Source organism: Brucella pseudogrignonensis, assembly GCF_032190615.1.
GTDB lineage: Bacteria > Pseudomonadota > Alphaproteobacteria > Rhizobiales > Rhizobiaceae > Brucella > Brucella pseudogrignonensis_B.
This window is the reverse complement of record NZ_JAVLAT010000004.1, coordinates 101,851-118,148: the sequence shown is the minus strand read 5'-3', so window position 1 is coordinate 118,148 and position 16,298 is coordinate 101,851. Positions and strand designations below refer to the sequence as shown.

Sequence of the window (16,298 nt, the reverse complement as noted above, 5' to 3'; positions counted from 1 at the left end):
ACGTTGGGTAAAAGCGAGCCTTTTCCTAATCGTAGGTTCCTACGAAAAAGACTTCTGCGTCATCTAAACGTTCCCCACGATCGATCTATGCCGAACTTTGTGATGCACCACAGTGACGCACTACTTGCGCGTCTGTCAAGCGCCTATTTTTAATTAATTCATTCACCCAACGGCTTGACAGCGTAACAAAACTGAAGCCATGTAGTGCGCTACAATAATGCGCTACCAAAAAGAGGTATGCCTTGGGAACAGAAATTTCTGGCTATTGCACACTGTGTCGCTCAAGATGCGGCACGATCAATACTGTTGAAAATGGCCAGCTTGTTTCGGTTCGGCCAGACACGTCCCATCCAACAGGCAGTGCAATGTGCATGAAAGGACGCGCAGCACCAGAACTCGTTCATAGTCCCCACCGGCAGTTATATCCTATGCGCCGGACTTCTCCCAAGGGGTCACCGGACCCTTGCTGGGAGCGCATAAGCTGGGAAGAGGCGCTATCTGAAACAGCGACTCGTCTTTCTTCGATTAAACAAGAAAGTGGTGCAGAGGCAGTTGCGTTTTCTGTGACAACGCCCAGTGGCACTCCCCTCTCCGACAGCATCGATTGGATTGAGAGATTTATCCGGAGTTTTGGCAGTCCAAACACATGCTATGGCACCGAAATCTGCAATTGGCATAAGGATTTCGCTCATGCATTTACGTTTGGATGCGGAATACCCCCCGCCGATTATTCCAATTCCGATACAATCGTTTTGTGGGGCCATAATCCAACAAACACCTGGCTTGCACAAGCCAGCGCAATTTCTATAGGCCGTGCAAAAGGGGCTAAGTTGATCGTGGTTGATCCTCGCCCAACAGCTCTCGCGAAACAGGCGGATGTATGGCTTCCGGTAAGGCCCGGAACAGATGGTGCGCTGGCGCTTGGATTGCTGAGAATAATGATTCAAGAGCAGCTTTATAATGAGCGCTTTCTGCGTGACTGGACAAATGCACCATTGCTCGTGCGCGACGACAATGGGTTGTTCTTGAGGGAACAAACGCTCTGGCCGGATGCTACAGAAAACCGGTATGTTGCCTGGGATGCCATGTCAGGCGTACCGACCCCGGTAGACGCTATAAAATCTCCATCTTCTGTGCTGACAAACCGCTTTGCACTAAAGGGCAAGGTGGACGTGAAGCTGGCTGTTGGTGCCAAAAAAGTGCTGTCCTGTCGACCGGTATTCGAATTGTTGTCATGCGCTACGGCCAGTTATGATGCTGAAACGGTCGAGCGCCTTACAGGGGTACCTCCGGTAGCACTGAAAGCAGCCGCGGCATTAATCCGAAGTGGTAATCGTATTTCTTACCATGCTTGGACAGGTATCGGGCAGCACAGCAACGCAACGCAGACAGAACGAGCCGTTGCAACACTCTATGCGCTTACAGGAAGTTTTGATCTTATCGGCGGCAACCGCGTACGCCGCGGCCCGTACTATCGGCCAGTCAATGCACTGGAAAAACTGACTGAAAAGCAATTTTCCAAAACATTAGGCGCGGAAATGAGGCCTATTGGTCCAGCCTCTATGGGCTGGGTAACAGCCCGTGATATGTACAAAGCCATAATCCATGGTGAGCCTTACAGCATACGAGCAATGATGGCTTTTGGTACAAATTTGCCTATTTCTCAAGCTGACAGTTCGCTCGCAGAAGAAGCACTTAATAAGCTTGAGTTTCATGTCCACTGCGATTTATTTGAAACACCCGCGGCTAAGTATGCCGACATATTTCTTCCAGTGAATACGCCTTGGGAGCATGAAGGCATTCGCTTCGGCTTTGAGATCAGCGATGATGCAGCGTCTCTGGTTCAGTTGCGTCAACGAATGGTCGAACCTCGCGGAGAATCTCGTTCGGACAACGATATCATTTTTGATCTCGCGGCTAGAATGGGAATGGCAAAAGAGTTCTTCGACGGCAGTCTGGAGAATGGGTGGAACTATATGCTTGAGCCCCTCGGACACACTGTTGAAACGCTCCGCATTGCTCCAAAAGGCGTAAAAACACAGATAGATTCTAGAGAGCGTAAATATAGTCTACCTCATCACGATGATCAGAACAGAGTTCGAGCCTTTGACACTGAAACAGGACGTATTGAACTGTATTCGGAATTGTTGCAGCGCAACGGGCAGCCTGGGATACCGACTTTCATCCCCCCCGCTGAAGATGAAATCTTAGAGCGCAAAGGTCTGCGCAGAAAATTTCCTCTGGTCTTAAGTTCAGCAAAGAATGGATACTACTGCCATAGTCAACACCGTAGTCTCGCCTCATTGAGAAAGCGAGCGCCCGATCCCGTTGCAGAAATCGGTGAAGGTCTGGCGAAAGAGCGCGGCATTCAAAGCGGTGACTGGATCCGCATTTCTACGAGAAATGGCGCAGCCCGCTTTGTGGCCAAACCCACGCCGGGTCTTGCAGACGACGTTGTCGTGGCTGAATTCGGCTGGTGGCAGTCGTGCCCTGAAATGGATCGCGCCGAACTTTCTGCTCAGGGTCCTTACAACAGTAACGCCAATAGCTTGATATCCGCCGACGCAGTCGATCCGATAAGCGGATCAATTCCCCACAGATCATTCAGATGCAATATAGAATTGGACCCGCTCACTGAACTGCGTCAGAGGTCTTGGAAAGGATGGAAAGAATTTAGTGTAAGGCAGTCAACGATCGAAGCAGATGGCGTGCGGAGCCTGATATTCGAAACCATTGATGGTGAAGAACTTCCGGATTTTCGTCCCGGACAGCATATTCAAATCCAGATAGGTGATGATAACGGACTGAGCAGAGCATACTCGTTGACAGGAGCCGCCACGGTCAGTGCAAGGACAACCTACAGCATTTCTGTCAGACACCAAAAAGGGGTGACTAAAGACGGAAAATACTTCGAAGGAAAGATGTCCAGCCAAATTCATCACGCCTTGAAAGACGGCGACACAGTTAATCTGAGAGCGCCATCAGGCAACTTTATTATTCCAAGATTTTCGCCTCAGCCGCTTATTTTCCTTGCAGGCGGTATAGGTATAACACCTTTTATAAGTCTGCTTGAATCCCTGCCCGACAAGGACGAGATTCAAATCAGCTTGCTTTATGGCAATCTTAATAGTCGAACGCATGCCTTCCGCAGTCGAATACGCGAACACAAAAACAGACTGCCAAATTTCCATGTATTTGACTTCTATGACGCTCCTCTCGCCGAGGATGTCGAAGGGAGGGATTACTACAGCAATCAGCGCGTTAGCGCCACGATGATAAGTGACGAGCTGATCAAAATGCGTCCACGAATTTATATGTGTGGACCACCGGGCATGATGCATGCATTTTCTGAAGGACTTCAAAGTCGCGGTGTTCCAAAGTTCGACATTTTCAATGAAGTGTTTCGCTCTCCGCCAGAAACGATGATGGATGACGGCAAGTCCTTTCAGATTCAATTTGGTCGGTCGAAGAACGCTGAATGGTCGGCCTCGCAAGGACCTATTCTTGATTTTGCTGAGAAGATGGGGGTTGCCTTGCCCAGCGGATGCCGCGTTGGCCAGTGTGAAAGCTGTGCTGTCAGAATTGTATCCGGAACTGTTCAACACATGCATGGCTCAGAACCTGATGATCCGAATATCTGTCTGACCTGCCAAGCGCGGCCAACAAGTGATCTCGTACTCGACATTTAGCGCAACCAACAACGAAGCGAATGGGGAATTTTTATGACGATCATGCCTGTTTCTCTCTCTCAGCATGAGCTTTCGACGTTACTTCCTATGAAACAACTTATTGAAGCGTTGCGGACATCATTTACGATTGGGTGCAGCGCTCCTGCCCGTGAACATCACTCCATCGCGGGCTTAAACAATCAGCAAGGCACTTTATTGTTGATGCCCGCTTGGTCTCCTCCGGGGAACACCCGGTACATGGGTGTAAAACAGGTCAACATTTTTCCAGGTAACGCCGAATTGGGGAAGCCTGCATTAAATTCCACGTATAATTTGTTTGATGGCAATACAGGTGAACATCTTGCGGCGATGGATGGCAATACGATCACTGGTTTGCGTACCGTGGCCGTTTCTGCACTCGCGGCTGATTATCTCGCTCGCCCAGATGCAGAATCGCTTCTTGTACTAGGTTCAGGACGTATTTCCAGTCTAATCCCCGAGGCCTACAAAGCTATTCGTGACATCAAGAAAATTAGAATTTGGGACATCAATATTGTTAGTGCACAAAGACTTGTAGATGCTTTGAGAGAGAAAGGGTATAATTGCGAAATTGTTGCCTCTCTCAAGGAGGCCGTGAATGAAGCCGACATTATTTCGTCCGCCACACTTTCTCATGCGCCACTCATATGCGGTAATTGGTTACGCCCAGGTACACATGTGGATCTGATTGGCGCATTTACTTCGGAAATGCGCGAAACCGATGATGAGTGCGTGTCAATGGCCAAGGTCTTTATCGATACCGAAGAAGTGTTTCACGAAGGTGGAGACATCGTTCAGCCTATTAAGGAAGGCGTTATTAATCGTAGTCATGTTCAAGCAAAATTAGCGGATCTGACGTCAGGTACTGCTATTGGGCGCTCCAACAACGAAGAGATAACGCTATTTAAAGCAGTAGGTACCGCGCTGGCGGACTTGTCAGCCGCAACCCTCGCTTTTCAATCAAAAATGAGAGAATAAATGAACTCGACCGCCGCAGAGTTTTACACGGATAAAGAAATCTCATCTGGATAATACTCGCGCGCAGGGCGCTTTCAGTGAAATGAGCGGACAGGTGTGCGGCTTGGCGCGATCTGCACGCTCTGTCATACACTTAAAGGGATGTGAACCACTGGCTCCTGTTATTGGGTGACGTATTGATTGCAAGTCAGAAACATTGGTTCCTTTAAAGCGGGCATGAACTGGTGGATTTGAAACCGAGGCTCAATTGGTGGCACGGACTGATCCGTTATATGCATTTTCGGGAGAATTTTGACGTAGAGTCAACACCAGCCGTGCTTCAACCCGACAGCTTCAAGCGGTTAACAATCGGCAACCTCCTGCACCGTCACGCCAGGGCGCAAGCTTTCCGAAACAATCCGGATTTTTTGAATCAGCTGGTCACTGGCGATTGCTATCGCGCTTACTCTGATCCATTGAGAGAAACTCCGTTCTGTTCATTCGTTAACACTCAATGACAGAACACAAAATCAAACAGAATGTGGTGTCAGAACACCGGTGACGATACAGACTATATCTCAGCGCTCTGATCCTGCCAGTCAACAAGTCAAGAATGTAGGCGAATATTGAACGCCTTCATCTCGCTCGTTCAATTTGCATCAAGGTTGGTCAATCGAATATTTTAGCGATTACGGCTTGTTCGGCCTCCTCCCATTGACGCACGTCCTTGGTCACTTGCTCAATCTCTTTGTCACTGAGGTGGTGCGCACCGTCCTGGTCGATACGACATAGACTGAATGGCTTACCGACGGTGGGGGACGATAGGTCGAGCGCTTCCAAAACACGCAGGACCGCCGCGCAACCGAAGCGCATCGACCGCTCGGTGAAATTGAAGTGAGACAGAAGCGATCCGGCTTGCTGTGCCATTGCCGCACCGCTGCCGATCGCGTGGAATCCGATATCGGCGTAGTGCCCGATCATGCCAGAAGGCGTTATCTCAACAATCCACGGCTCACCTTTGCGCCACCCGGCAGCCATCACGTAGGCCGATGGCGAGCCGCCTCCTTCTTCGCCCGGAACGTCCGAGATGAACGTGTCGTAGTGATGGTGCAGGATCGGGAGTACCTGTTCTTGCAACGCGCGTCCGATATCCGGGGCCTCCAAAATAGCCGCACTGTTTTCACTGAAACACCGTTCGACGTCGAACAGCACCGATCGCGCGCCACTTCCGCCCCAAGCCGCTAGCTCGCCCAAAGGGTGCAGCTTCTCGGCCGGGTATGTCATCCCTCTCCCCTCGTCCGTAATCTGAGAGTCAGAGCCAAGCACCACTCCATCTTCGCAAACTGTCGCAAGGACGACGGTCATAGTCTCAAACCTCTCGAGTCGTGTGTTTCAGAAAATCCGGCTGGATTTGCATTAGCCGCAGCTCGCTTTATGACAACAGCGCGATGAAGCCTGAAGTTGTGCTGAATAGAAATGACCCATTTCCCTTCTCGATTTTGAGTGTAGAGAGAACACACGTGTAGTCGTATCGTTCCCACATTGCGTAGTCTAAAGGTGCTGGCAAGGCTCTAGCTGTCGAGTTCTGCCGTCATTTGAACCATTTTTGCGTCTTACTGTGATCCACATGAATACATTTAGGATCTTGAAATCGCGCCAAATTCCTCACGATGGACTCGGGCACCGGGGAACACAAAGGTGGTTCAATCCATCGCGCAAATCAACACACGCCCCTCATCAAGACGCGCCGAAGCTTCGCGGGCGCGGGCCAGCGGCGACAGCAGTAACTGGGGCAGATTTGGTGGGTGGATCTTGTTTTTGAGTCGAAGTCAGAAATATCAAACACTGTGCATATCGCGAGTTTCGCATCGATATTTCATGCCTATGGGATTCCTGATTTTGGCAAATCATGATTCTCTTTTGGTATGCCGAAGAGAACGCTTCCCTCGCCCAAGCATGCTGACACGCTTTCACTGAATGCGTTGCGCAGTCTGGTCACAGGTCTGGTTGAGAAAGCAGAACATGCAGAGGCTCGCTTTGAGAATCTGGAAGCTGAGAATGCCGCACTCCGTAAAGAGAATGCCGAGCTCCGTCTGGAAAACACCCAGCTTAAAGTTGAAAACCAACTGCTTCGCGATGAGATTGCACGGCTGAAAAACCTGCCGCCACGGCCACCGTTCAAACCGTCAGGCATGGACAAGGCAACTGACGTGCAGGCTCAGGATAAGCAGGCAAGCAAGAAGAAACCGCGTGGACCAAAGCTGGATGTCGGACGCGTTGACCGTGACGTTGTTCTTCGTGCCAATGCTCCGGTTGGATCACGCTTTAAGGGCTACAAAAGCTATTACGTGCGCGACGTTGTTTTGCGCGCTGAAGTTATTCATTACCGGCGCGAATGCTGGGTGACCCCGGACGGTAAAACAATCCTTGCGTCGCTGCCTGCCGGAATTGTCGGCGGCTACGGACCCAATCTGCGGCGGTTCTGTTTAATGCTTCATGCACAAGGCCAGGTGACGATGGAACGACTATCGACGCTGTTGAACGATATCGGCGTGGATATCTCGAAACGACAGGTTGTTCGTCTGCTAACCAGGAACCTGGATGGTTTTATCGCTGAGGATGCTGCGGTTCTGCATACTGGTCTGGTGTCGGCAGACTATGTAACGGTCGACGACACCGGTGCTCGTCATGCCCGCGATAACTTCTATACTACTCATATCGGCAACGCGCATTTTAGCGTCTTTCGCACCACAAAGACGAAATCACGGCTGAACTTTCTGTCGCTGCTGCATGGCAATTATACCGACTATGTTCTTAACGATGCAGCATTCGATTATTTGCTGGCGCGTAAAGCGGATCCTGCACTCATAGCCCGCTTACAACCCCGCAAACCACAGCACTTTCCCAATCAGGTGCCATGTCTTGAGCATCTGCTCAGAAATGGCGTCGATATCTTCGACAACAATACGCTCCGCATGTTCGGTGAAGCTGGTCTATGGGGAGCTATCCGATATCACGGGCTTATGGGCAATACGGTGATTGTCTTTGACGATGCGGGGCAGTTCCGGGTTGGGGACCATGCTCTGTGCTGGGTGCATGCTGAACGCTTGTTGCACAAGCTGATGCCAGCAACGCCTCAGCAGGTAGGACATGTCGAAACGCTGCGCAAACTCATCTGGCTCTTTTACAAGCTTTTGAAAGACTTTGCCCGAAGTCCCAGCCGACGTGCAGCTCAGGCCCTTGAAGTCAGGTTCGATCGGATCTTTTCCATCCGCACCGGTTATGCTGATCTGGATAAGCTTTTGACGCACTTACTGCGCCGTAAACAGGAATTGCTGAAAATTCTCGAACGACCCGAGATCCCGTTGCACACCAATACTTCCGAGAATGATCTGCGCAGTTGCGTCACCAAACGCAAGATCTCCGGCGGCACCATGAGCCGGGACGGCCGTATTGCCCGCGATACCATGCTGGGTCTCATGAAAACCTGCAAAAAGCTCGGGCTTTCCTTCTGGCATTATCTCGGTGATCGGCTTCGTATATCCATTCAGAAGCCAGCCATTCCAGAACTTGCAGGCCTCATCATCGCAAGAGCCTGACAAGCTCTGTCTTCATTGACGACGATCAGGCTTCAAAAATGGGACCACCCCGCCTCGCTTTATCGACACCTCATCCATCATATGTTTGCCAGTCAGCGTCAACAATGATGGCGAAACGTTCCACTGTTTGTCATCATCTGTGTGTACCGTCACCGTCTTGCGATTGCAGCGGATAACAAAACCCCGAACCAAGGCTCCACCCGGCCCTTCAAACGTCACACCGCTGCCGATCCTGATATCCTGTAAGGCAGCAGTTGTCTTCTGCTGATGCAAAAACTGCAATCGCTCAACGATGCGCCGGTTCAGATCCATAAGCGTTGCTTCATCCAGACTATCAATATCGATCTCTGTCATCCGCGCCTTCTTCAAAATGCAATGGGAAGCAATCTTCTGTCACAGACCGGATTATGGTAGATTGCAAGTCAGCGCGCAATTGCACAGTGAAATAGCACCGCCAACGGATATGCCCCGCTTACCAACCATTCTAGGTTTACGTAAAAGCATCGCATGAAGCCATGTTCTAGGTACTGGTGTCTTTTTACTGGCACAGCGAATTATCGACATCGCACCGATTATGAGCAAACGCCGGATATCACGCTGCCCCATTTTCGATGTGCGTCCCAAAATCTGCTTTCCACCACTCGAGTGTTGGCGCCGCACAAGTCCAAGCCATGCAGCAAAATCCCTACTGCGCCTAAAGACAGTTAGCGTAGGAGCGAATGCTTCAATGGCCATAGCCGTGATAGGCCCTAGACCGGGCATGGTCATCATACGCGATGAAGCGCCAGACCGTGCGGCTTCTTTCTTTAGGACAGCCTCGAGAGGTAGAATCTGCGTCGAAAATGTCTCAATCTGCTCGAGGTAGATGCGTGCCGTTTCCACTATCAGCCCATCTACTGTATCTTCTGCCTGGTCAATAAGTTGCCGGATGCTTGAAAGATTCCACAAGCCTTTTGGCGCGATAAGGCCGTGTTCAGCCAGATGTGCCCGTAAGGCATTTATCGTTTGGGTTCGTTGACGGACAAATAACTCGCGTGTCCGGAAGACCATTGCGCGTGCTTGCTGTTCAGGCGTTTTAGGTTCGACGAAGCGCATCGTTGGACGCGTTGCAGCCTCAGCGATAGCCTCCGCATCAGCAATGTCATTTTTCTGTCGCTTCACAAAGGGCTTTACATAGGCGGGTGGGACCAGCCGGATCTCATGACCAAACTCTCCGATCTCGCGTGCCCAGTAATGGGCCGTTGCACACGCTTCCATGGCAACGATGCAGGCTGGCAGCTTTGAAAAAAATGCTAAAAGTTGTCCGCGTGTTAGTTTTTTACGCAGAACAACGCTGCCGTCAACGCGTGCGCCATGAACCTGAAAAACCTGCTTTGCAAGATCCAGACCGATAATGCTAATCTCTTCCATGGATATCTCCTCTCAAGTGACGTTACCCAACATCACCTTGGCACATTGAGATGCCGTTGGCAGGGGGTATCCACACCATCACTTCTCAGCGGCAATCAACATCCGCACTATGCGGTCCTTCGCCATGCCGACGGCAACAAATGGTTTGGGCTGATCATGAATGTATTGCGGGACAAGCTGGGTCTTGAGGGCGATGGAGAGGTCGAGATCATCGACGTCAAATGCCATCCGGCAAAGGTCGATGACCTCAAGAGGTCGCCCGGCTTCAGACCAGCCTATCACATGAGCAAGGAGCACTGGCTCACCGCTGTCCTCGATGGATCCGTATCAAGTGAAGAGGTCTTCGTGCTTCTCGACGAGAGTTACGAACTGACGAAGTAGACAGACCAATGCGGCTTTAACAGCCCCTGTCAGAGCACGTCAGGTCCGCTCGATGCCCGCGAAGATTTGCAACACGTCTTTCTCATGAGACGTGGGTTTGTAAGGCGGGTTGCCGATCCCATGTGAGTTAGGCTGCGTGATCACGGCTTTCCAAAAACGCTCGTGATCGCCAGCCGTGAAATGCAGAAGCGCAACGCGGACGAAGGTGTCTCGGCTGGCCTGTTCGTCGCTCCGTCCCGGGCGTTGCTGGCCGACAATGCCGTACATCTTCGTACTATATAGTTTTCGTAATGTTCACAAGTTTGGCCGATGGTGCAATAGCCATAGCTTCTCCATATTGTCATGACCACGTGCTAGTTGAGGGTGGAACGCTAGAAAGTCTGCCTTGAGGCCGATTACGCTACGAAGCCGATGAGTATTAACGCTGCCTTATGACTTGATTTTTGAAGTCCGACGGCTGCTCTGCACCAATTGTTTGATTTAGCTGGTTTATCTTGTAACAAATTGGATTTTTCAAGTTTGATAAAGCCGTTCAATAATCTGGAAGTCTATATAGGCATTATTTTGGCGAAATTGATCTCGGCAAAATATTAGACAGGATGACCCTTTGAAGCACATAGGTCACGTGAGGTTTTTGAAATGTTTACTGAACCAGCCGACCTGCCAATTGAATGTCTTAGAGCCTGACTCATAATGTTTGAAATGAATTCAAAGGCTTAAAATGTAGCCCAGAATCGCCATCAACCCGGAGTTCAATAGGTTTAACACGCGTGAAAATGGTAGCATTAGGATAGCAAGCGCATAACTCATTGAAATAACTTAAATCATTTTGGAACAGGCTCTTAGGCGTGATCATTTCCCGCACCCTTCATTAAAGCCCTTCGGGAATCTCCCTGCTCTCAAACCGACAACATGCATTTACGAACGAAAGGACCATCATCATGACTGATAATGTAAAATCCCGTCGCTCTGCTTCTCTCAAGACACCAAGCGGTTTTTCAGAAGAAGCCGTGAAGGAAATTTCCGGCGGCATCACCGCTCTGCTCGCAGATGTGTTTGCCATTTATCTCAAGACCAAGAATTTCCATTGGCATATGTCTGGCGCGCATTTCCGCGATTATCACCTGCTGCTGGATGAACAGGGCGATCAGATTTTTGCCATCACCGACGATCTGGCAGAACGCGCCCGCAAGCTTGGTGGCAACACCCTGCGCTCCATCGGCGATATTTCGCGCCACCAGCGTATTCTCGATAATGATGCGGAGTTTGTGCATCCGCATGAAATGCTCGCCGAGCTGCGCGACGATAACAAGGCGCTTGTTGAAAGTATGCGGGTGCTGCACGAACTTTGCGACGAATATGGCGATGTGGCAACAGCAAGTCTGCTCGAAAACTGGATCGACGAAGGCGAACGCCGCGTCTGGTTCCTGTTTGAAACGCTGCGCGGTACCAACGGCTGATCGCAGGATCAGTCACACAAAAGAAGGGGCCATTGGCCCCTTTTTTCGTTTGTGCGCGAGGTGAAGCACAATCCCGCTCACCCTATACCCATGTATAGAGTAGCAAAAACTCAGGTGTATGGTTTTGCACTCATAGTACGGTTTCGTACCGCGCCACATCATCCCAAAATCCTCCCATATTCAACGCAGTTCAACGATTTTACGGGAGATTGATGATGTCACATTTCGCAACACCAGTTGATCACAAGCAGCCACGCCTTCCCCTCGACAAGTTCGCAAGCGAGACATCAATCAAGGTCTCGGCCCTGTTGTTGAATGCCGTAAAGCTTCTCGAAGAAGATGAGACAATCGCTATCGATCTGGTCAATCAGGCTTCAAGCCTGCTCGGCACACGCATGGTTGACAGCAATGATGTGGCGGATCGGATCGTTGTCGGCGGACTGGCGCCCTGGCAGATCAAGCGTGTGTGCCGCTTTATCGATGAGCGCATTTCCTACACGATTTCGCTTGATGAAATGGCGCGTCAGGTCAAACTGAGCACCAGCTATTTCTCGGCAGCCTTCAAGAACAGCTTCGGCGTTTCACCACATAATTATGTGATTAAGCGCCGTGTCGAATTTGCCAAGGACAAGATGCTCAACAGTAACGCGCCTCTCTGCGAAATCGCGCTTGATTGCGGCCTTTCCGATCAGGCTCACCTGTCGCGCGTATTCCGCCGGATCACCGGTACGACACCAAGCGCATGGCGCCGTTATCAGACACGTCCGAATATCGGGGCGAATGTCGGGGCAAATGTTAGGGCGAAACTTGCAGTCGCGGAAATCTACTGAGGTTTCACGCGTGAAAGTTTTCAGCCGATGCCGCAATGGCCTCCCTCAATGCGGCAATGAAAACCCGGACCTTCGGCAAAACCAGTCTGGTGGTCGGATAGACCGCCCAGATATTGAGCCTGACCAGACGCCCCTCCTTCACATCTTCACTCACATACCAAGTCGATAGAAGTGCAAGCCCACCGCCCGCAAGACAGGTGGCATAACAGCCCTCCATCGTGTTGGCGGAAAAGCGGGCGTTAAGACGAATGTGCTTTTCACCTTCGGGCGTCGAGAAAGTCCAGTGAGTTGCAGAGCCGAGCGGCAGGCAGTCATGCTCTGCAATCTCATCAGTCGCGTGCGGTATGCCGCGTCTGGCCAGATAGTCCGGGCTTGCAACGATGCAACGAGGATTGTCGCTGAGCTTCTGCGCAATCAGGCTGCTGTCGCGCAGCCGGGCAATGCGGATCGCGAGATCCGTCCCGCTCGCCACCAGATCGGGCAAGTGATCCGTGAGATCAAGCGCGATACGCAGTTCGGGATTCTGCTCAAGAAGTTGCGGCACAGACGGCGTGACATAGCGAAAGGCCAAAGGCGACGGGAACCGAAACACGCAAAAGACCTGCCGCACCTCTGGCTTCTGCCCGCAGCAGCGCTTTGGCTTCGGTTTCATATTCGATCATGGCGCGCGCAAAAGGCAGGAAGGTTTCACCTTCAGGTGTCAGCGAAAGCGAGCGTGTCGTGCGATGCAGCAGCCGGACACCGAGCATTGTTTCAAGAGCAGCGAGACGGCGTGTGGCAACCATTGGCTGGAGACCAAGCCTCCGGGCCGCTTCAGCCAGGCTTCCCGCATTGACTGCCGCCAAAAATACAACATCGTCATCTGTGTTCATTATATCGATTTTCGTTATACAGGCAGATCATTCAAGATCACTAAAACGAAAATCGATAAAAAGCTAGATAGTCAGGCACCGATCGCGATAGAGCGGCTCTCACTTCAAGGTGCCTTTGATAGCCGCCCTATCCAAAGTTTTTCACGCATCGTTCCGCCGGAAAGCGCCTCCCATTTTCCTCGGGATCAGCCATAAGAGGGCAGCAAAATGGACGATAAAAGCCAATCTTCAATGCAAGCCGGGCAAGCCAGCGCTGGTATCGGCAAAGGGGCTCTGTTCGCAATGGCCGTAGCCAGCGGCGTGGCGGTTGCAAATATCTATTACAATCAGCCAATGCTTGGGATCATCGAAGCCGATTTTCCAAACGATCCGATGACGAGCCTTATCCCGACCGCCACGCAGCTTGGCTATGCCGCTGGTTTGTTCTTCCTGCTACCGTTGGGGGATATCGTTCACCGGCGCAAGCTGATTATCGGCCAGTTCATCATTCTGGCAGTAGCGCTTGCCATTGCGGCTGTCGCACCATCGGCGCTGCCTCTGGTGATTGCATCGCTCATCGTGGGTGCAAGCTCGACAGTCGCACAGCAGATCGTGCCGTTTGCGGCGTCGCTTGCCGTGCCTGAAAAGCGCGGCGCGACCATCGGTACGGTGATGGCGGGCGTCCTTTCGGGCATTCTGTTCAGCCGTACGCTTTCCGGCTTTGTCGGTGAACATGCTGGCTGGCGCGAAATGTTCTGGATCGGCGTGCCGCTGGCGCTATTTGCCGGTTTGCTGATGTTTTTCGCGCTGCCGAACCATCGTTCAACATCGCATATGCGCTATCACACGGCGATCCGTTCGCTGGCTAAAATCTGGAAAACACACAGTGCCCTTCGCATTGCAGCACTGACGCAGGCAGCACTTTTTGCAGCCTTCACGGCCTTCTGGACTATTCTCGCGCTTTACCTGCAAACGCCTGAATTTGGCTTGGGCGCAGATGTGGCCGGTCTCTTCGGTATTGTGGGTGCAGTTGGTGTTTTTGCAGCGCCATTTGCAGGCCGGATTGCAGACCGCAAAGGTCCGCACTTTGTCGTGCTTATGGGCGCAATCTTCACGCTGGTTTCTTGGGTCATCTTCGGCCTCTGGTCGTCGCTTATCGCGCTGGTTATTGGTGTGATCGTGCTCGATTTCGGCATCCAGAGCGCTCTGGTTTCCAATCAGCACATCATCTATGCACTTGATCCGGAAGCAAGGAGCCGCCTCAATACCATCTTCATGACGGCCATGTTCCTTGGTGGAGCGGCGGGCGCTGCACTCTCGACGCTCGTATGGAAACATGGCGGCTGGCTTGATGTAAGCCTGCTGGGTGGTTTGCTCGCCATCGTAGCGCTGGCCATTCAGTTCGTCGCTTATCGTGTTCGCAGCTCGATTGCTGCCCAGCATTAGTAGGAGTATCACATAAGCAGACTCAACGTAGGAATTGTATGACGTTCGTTCGTGGGATTATTTTCAGTAATCTTGCTCAAATGAAGTTGCGACGACGTAATCATCTACGAACGCTTCTTCTGCTGACTACGTAGCCTTGGCGTGGGCTTGTGACGCATCTGCTATTATTGTTCGTATGTCATTCAAATGGCCGGTGAGCACAATCGGAACTTTGGATTTTTACTTCCACTTGCTGAATTGTCTTTTGAGCGTCGCACCGAACTCTATCAGGACATTCTCAAAATGCTATTTCCAGCTTTTGCGTATGCAGTCAGAGCGGAACCCAAGTATTTCATTCGGAGCATAGTCGATTACGAAAATTAGCATTTAGCAAAGACCTGCGTTGTACTCGTCGGTCATGCGGCCTTCGTGAAACACCGCATGACTGACATGTGTGTAGTGAAGGCATTTGGTCGCGCTTAGTATGCGTGAATGCCTGTATACTGAACTCAAACGTTCCTCAGTACCTACTCGATAGGAAGCGAAACGTTTGCCAACTGGTAAGGCGGCCGCAGCTTCGGGCCGCAAAATAGATTTAAGGGCGCTTTAATGCATGTTTATAACAGTGTTTTCATCCAGACATCTTGACGGTTGGCTATACAGTGATTGTTAATGGAATCGACCATAACTTCTGTTCTGACTTTCGCCACGACAGAGGCGTTCCTCCCTTTAGTGTCCTAAATGTGCGTGTAAAATGTGCCTGATCTGAGAAGCCGCAACGTGCGGCGATCTCTCCGATGGATAAGGATGTATTTTTGAGCAGATCCGTGGCAATTTCAATTTTGTGATCCATCATCCATTTATAAGGGGATCGTCCGGTCGAAACTTTAAAAGCGCGGGAAAAGTAGGAAATCGAAAGGCCACATTCTCTCGCAATTTCTGAAAGTGAAACGTCACCTGTTATATTCGCCGCCAATAAATCTTTTGCACGGCTGAGCTGTTGATGAGTCAAACCGCCTCTTCTGAACGCCGCAGATTGCTGCACATTCCCGTAAGTAGATAACAAATGAACGATCAAACCTGCGCCGAAGTAGTCCAGCATGAGCTGACTGGCCTGATGGCGCCCGTCGAAAAACGGAAGCATTGAGCTTACAATACCACTAACGACGGGATCATTCATGTTTTCGCCGGGAGCTATATTGAAATCGCGGAATCTTTGAGTACCAATCTCTTGTTCAAGTGTGATTAAAGCACGTCGCGATATATGGAAATTCACGCAATCAAAGCTGGATTGCAGGTCGGCAGACCATACACGCGAGTAGTCATACACGGTAAAACTTCCAGCTCCTGCCCCCCGAAAGCCTAGCTCTGAGCCGTCGACCCATAAGGCTCCCTGGTAATCACGAAGCTGCATGGATAAAAGAAAAGCATCCTCCTGAATATGTTCATCTGTCAAACCGTGACCGTCTGTACTTCTCGTCAGCCTGGTGGCTGAGAAAAGCTTTCCACTAAGTGCTGAAATGGACAGTTCCGGGACTGGTTGGGTTATAAGATAATCCATATCACTGTTGTTTGCTATTGTGCTTTTCGTCACGGTCTAATCTCCATTCAACTCCAATCTCAATGGTAATGATATTTTCCAAGAACTTGAATATTCTTGTTCGTAAATGTGAACAGA

The 16,298-nt window shown here is 50.9% G+C and carries 13 protein-coding genes and 1 pseudogene; 7 read left to right on the top strand and 7 right to left on the bottom strand.

The annotated features are described in order from the left end of the window. The first annotated feature begins 242 nt into the window (after positions 1–242). Both RI570_RS20950 and RI570_RS20945 read left to right on the top strand, forming a co-directional pair. Positions 243–3,689: a molybdopterin-dependent oxidoreductase gene (locus tag RI570_RS20950; RefSeq protein WP_313830780.1), complete on the top strand. Its 3,447-nt coding sequence runs from the start codon at positions 243–245 to the stop codon at positions 3,687–3,689. 33 nt (positions 3,690–3,722) lie between these two features. Next, positions 3,723–4,685 (top strand): ornithine cyclodeaminase family protein, encoded by a 963-nt coding sequence (locus tag RI570_RS20945; protein WP_313830779.1) that lies wholly within the window; start codon positions 3,723–3,725, stop codon positions 4,683–4,685. A gap of 648 nt (positions 4,686–5,333) precedes the next feature. Here RI570_RS20945 and RI570_RS20940 read toward each other — a convergent pair. Next, positions 5,334–5,948 carry a proteasome protein gene (locus tag RI570_RS20940; RefSeq protein WP_313830778.1) on the bottom strand — a complete coding sequence of 205 codons (615 nt, stop codon included), beginning with the start codon at positions 5,946–5,948 and terminating at the stop codon, positions 5,334–5,336. Between the two features lie 641 nt (positions 5,949–6,589). On the opposite strand from RI570_RS20940, the gene RI570_RS20935 reads away from it, so the two are divergent. Next, complete coding sequence (locus RI570_RS20935; RefSeq protein ID WP_313830777.1) at positions 6,590–8,263, top strand: transposase; 1,674 nt, start codon at positions 6,590–6,592, stop codon at positions 8,261–8,263. 12 nt (positions 8,264–8,275) lie between these two features. On the opposite strand, the gene RI570_RS20930 is transcribed toward RI570_RS20935, so the two are convergent. Together RI570_RS20930 and RI570_RS20925 are read right to left on the bottom strand one after the other, a co-directional pair. Further along, positions 8,276–8,632, bottom strand: coding sequence for a hypothetical protein (locus RI570_RS20930; RefSeq protein ID WP_313830776.1), 357 nt, complete (start codon positions 8,630–8,632; stop codon positions 8,276–8,278). A gap of 108 nt (positions 8,633–8,740) precedes the next feature. Further along, positions 8,741–9,673, bottom strand: a pseudogene (locus RI570_RS20925) (IS110 family transposase); the annotation flags it as partial. On the opposite strand from RI570_RS20925, the gene RI570_RS20920 reads away from it, so the two are divergent. Continuing rightward, positions 9,617–10,054, top strand: coding sequence for an MmcQ/YjbR family DNA-binding protein (locus RI570_RS20920; protein ID WP_313830775.1), 438 nt, complete (start codon positions 9,617–9,619; stop codon positions 10,052–10,054). The pseudogene RI570_RS20925 and the gene RI570_RS20920 overlap by 57 nt on opposite strands. Before the next feature lie 39 nt (positions 10,055–10,093). Here RI570_RS20920 and RI570_RS20915 read toward each other — a convergent pair whose 3' ends face one another. Beyond that, positions 10,094–10,321, bottom strand: coding sequence for a hypothetical protein (locus tag RI570_RS20915; protein WP_313830774.1), 228 nt, complete (start codon positions 10,319–10,321; stop codon positions 10,094–10,096). Between the two features lie 674 nt (positions 10,322–10,995). On the opposite strand from RI570_RS20915, the gene RI570_RS20910 reads away from it, so the two are divergent. Continuing rightward, positions 10,996–11,514, top strand: coding sequence for a Dps family protein (locus RI570_RS20910; protein WP_007877542.1), 519 nt, complete (start codon positions 10,996–10,998; stop codon positions 11,512–11,514). A 212-nt stretch (positions 11,515–11,726) separates the two neighbouring features. Continuing rightward, entirely contained in the window at positions 11,727–12,344 is a 618-nt protein-coding gene (locus tag RI570_RS20905; protein ID WP_313830773.1) for an AraC family transcriptional regulator, read from the top strand. 4 nt (positions 12,345–12,348) lie between these two features. Here the strand turns inward: RI570_RS20905 and RI570_RS20900 are convergent, their stop codons facing one another. Together RI570_RS20900 and RI570_RS20895 are read right to left on the bottom strand one after the other, a co-directional pair. Further along, the gene (locus RI570_RS20900; RefSeq protein ID WP_313830772.1) at positions 12,349–12,888 is read right to left on the bottom strand and encodes a substrate binding domain-containing protein; all 540 of its coding nucleotides are present in this window, start codon (positions 12,886–12,888) and stop codon (positions 12,349–12,351) included. Then, on the bottom strand, positions 12,872–13,216 hold the full coding sequence (locus tag RI570_RS20895; protein WP_313830771.1) for a LysR family transcriptional regulator: 345 nt from the start codon (positions 13,214–13,216) through the stop codon (positions 12,872–12,874). The genes RI570_RS20900 and RI570_RS20895 overlap by 17 nt, the downstream gene beginning before the upstream one ends. 207 nt (positions 13,217–13,423) lie before the next feature. Here RI570_RS20895 and RI570_RS20890 point away from each other — a divergent pair, with 207 nt between their 5' ends. After that, positions 13,424–14,641, top strand: coding sequence for an MFS transporter (locus RI570_RS20890; RefSeq protein ID WP_313830770.1), 1,218 nt, complete (start codon positions 13,424–13,426; stop codon positions 14,639–14,641). Positions 14,642–15,275: 634 nt separating this feature from the next. On the opposite strand, the gene RI570_RS20885 is transcribed toward RI570_RS20890, so the two are convergent. Beyond that, complete coding sequence (locus RI570_RS20885; protein ID WP_313830769.1) at positions 15,276–16,214, bottom strand: AraC family transcriptional regulator; 939 nt, start codon at positions 16,212–16,214, stop codon at positions 15,276–15,278. Between the last annotated feature and the right edge of the window lie 84 nt (positions 16,215–16,298).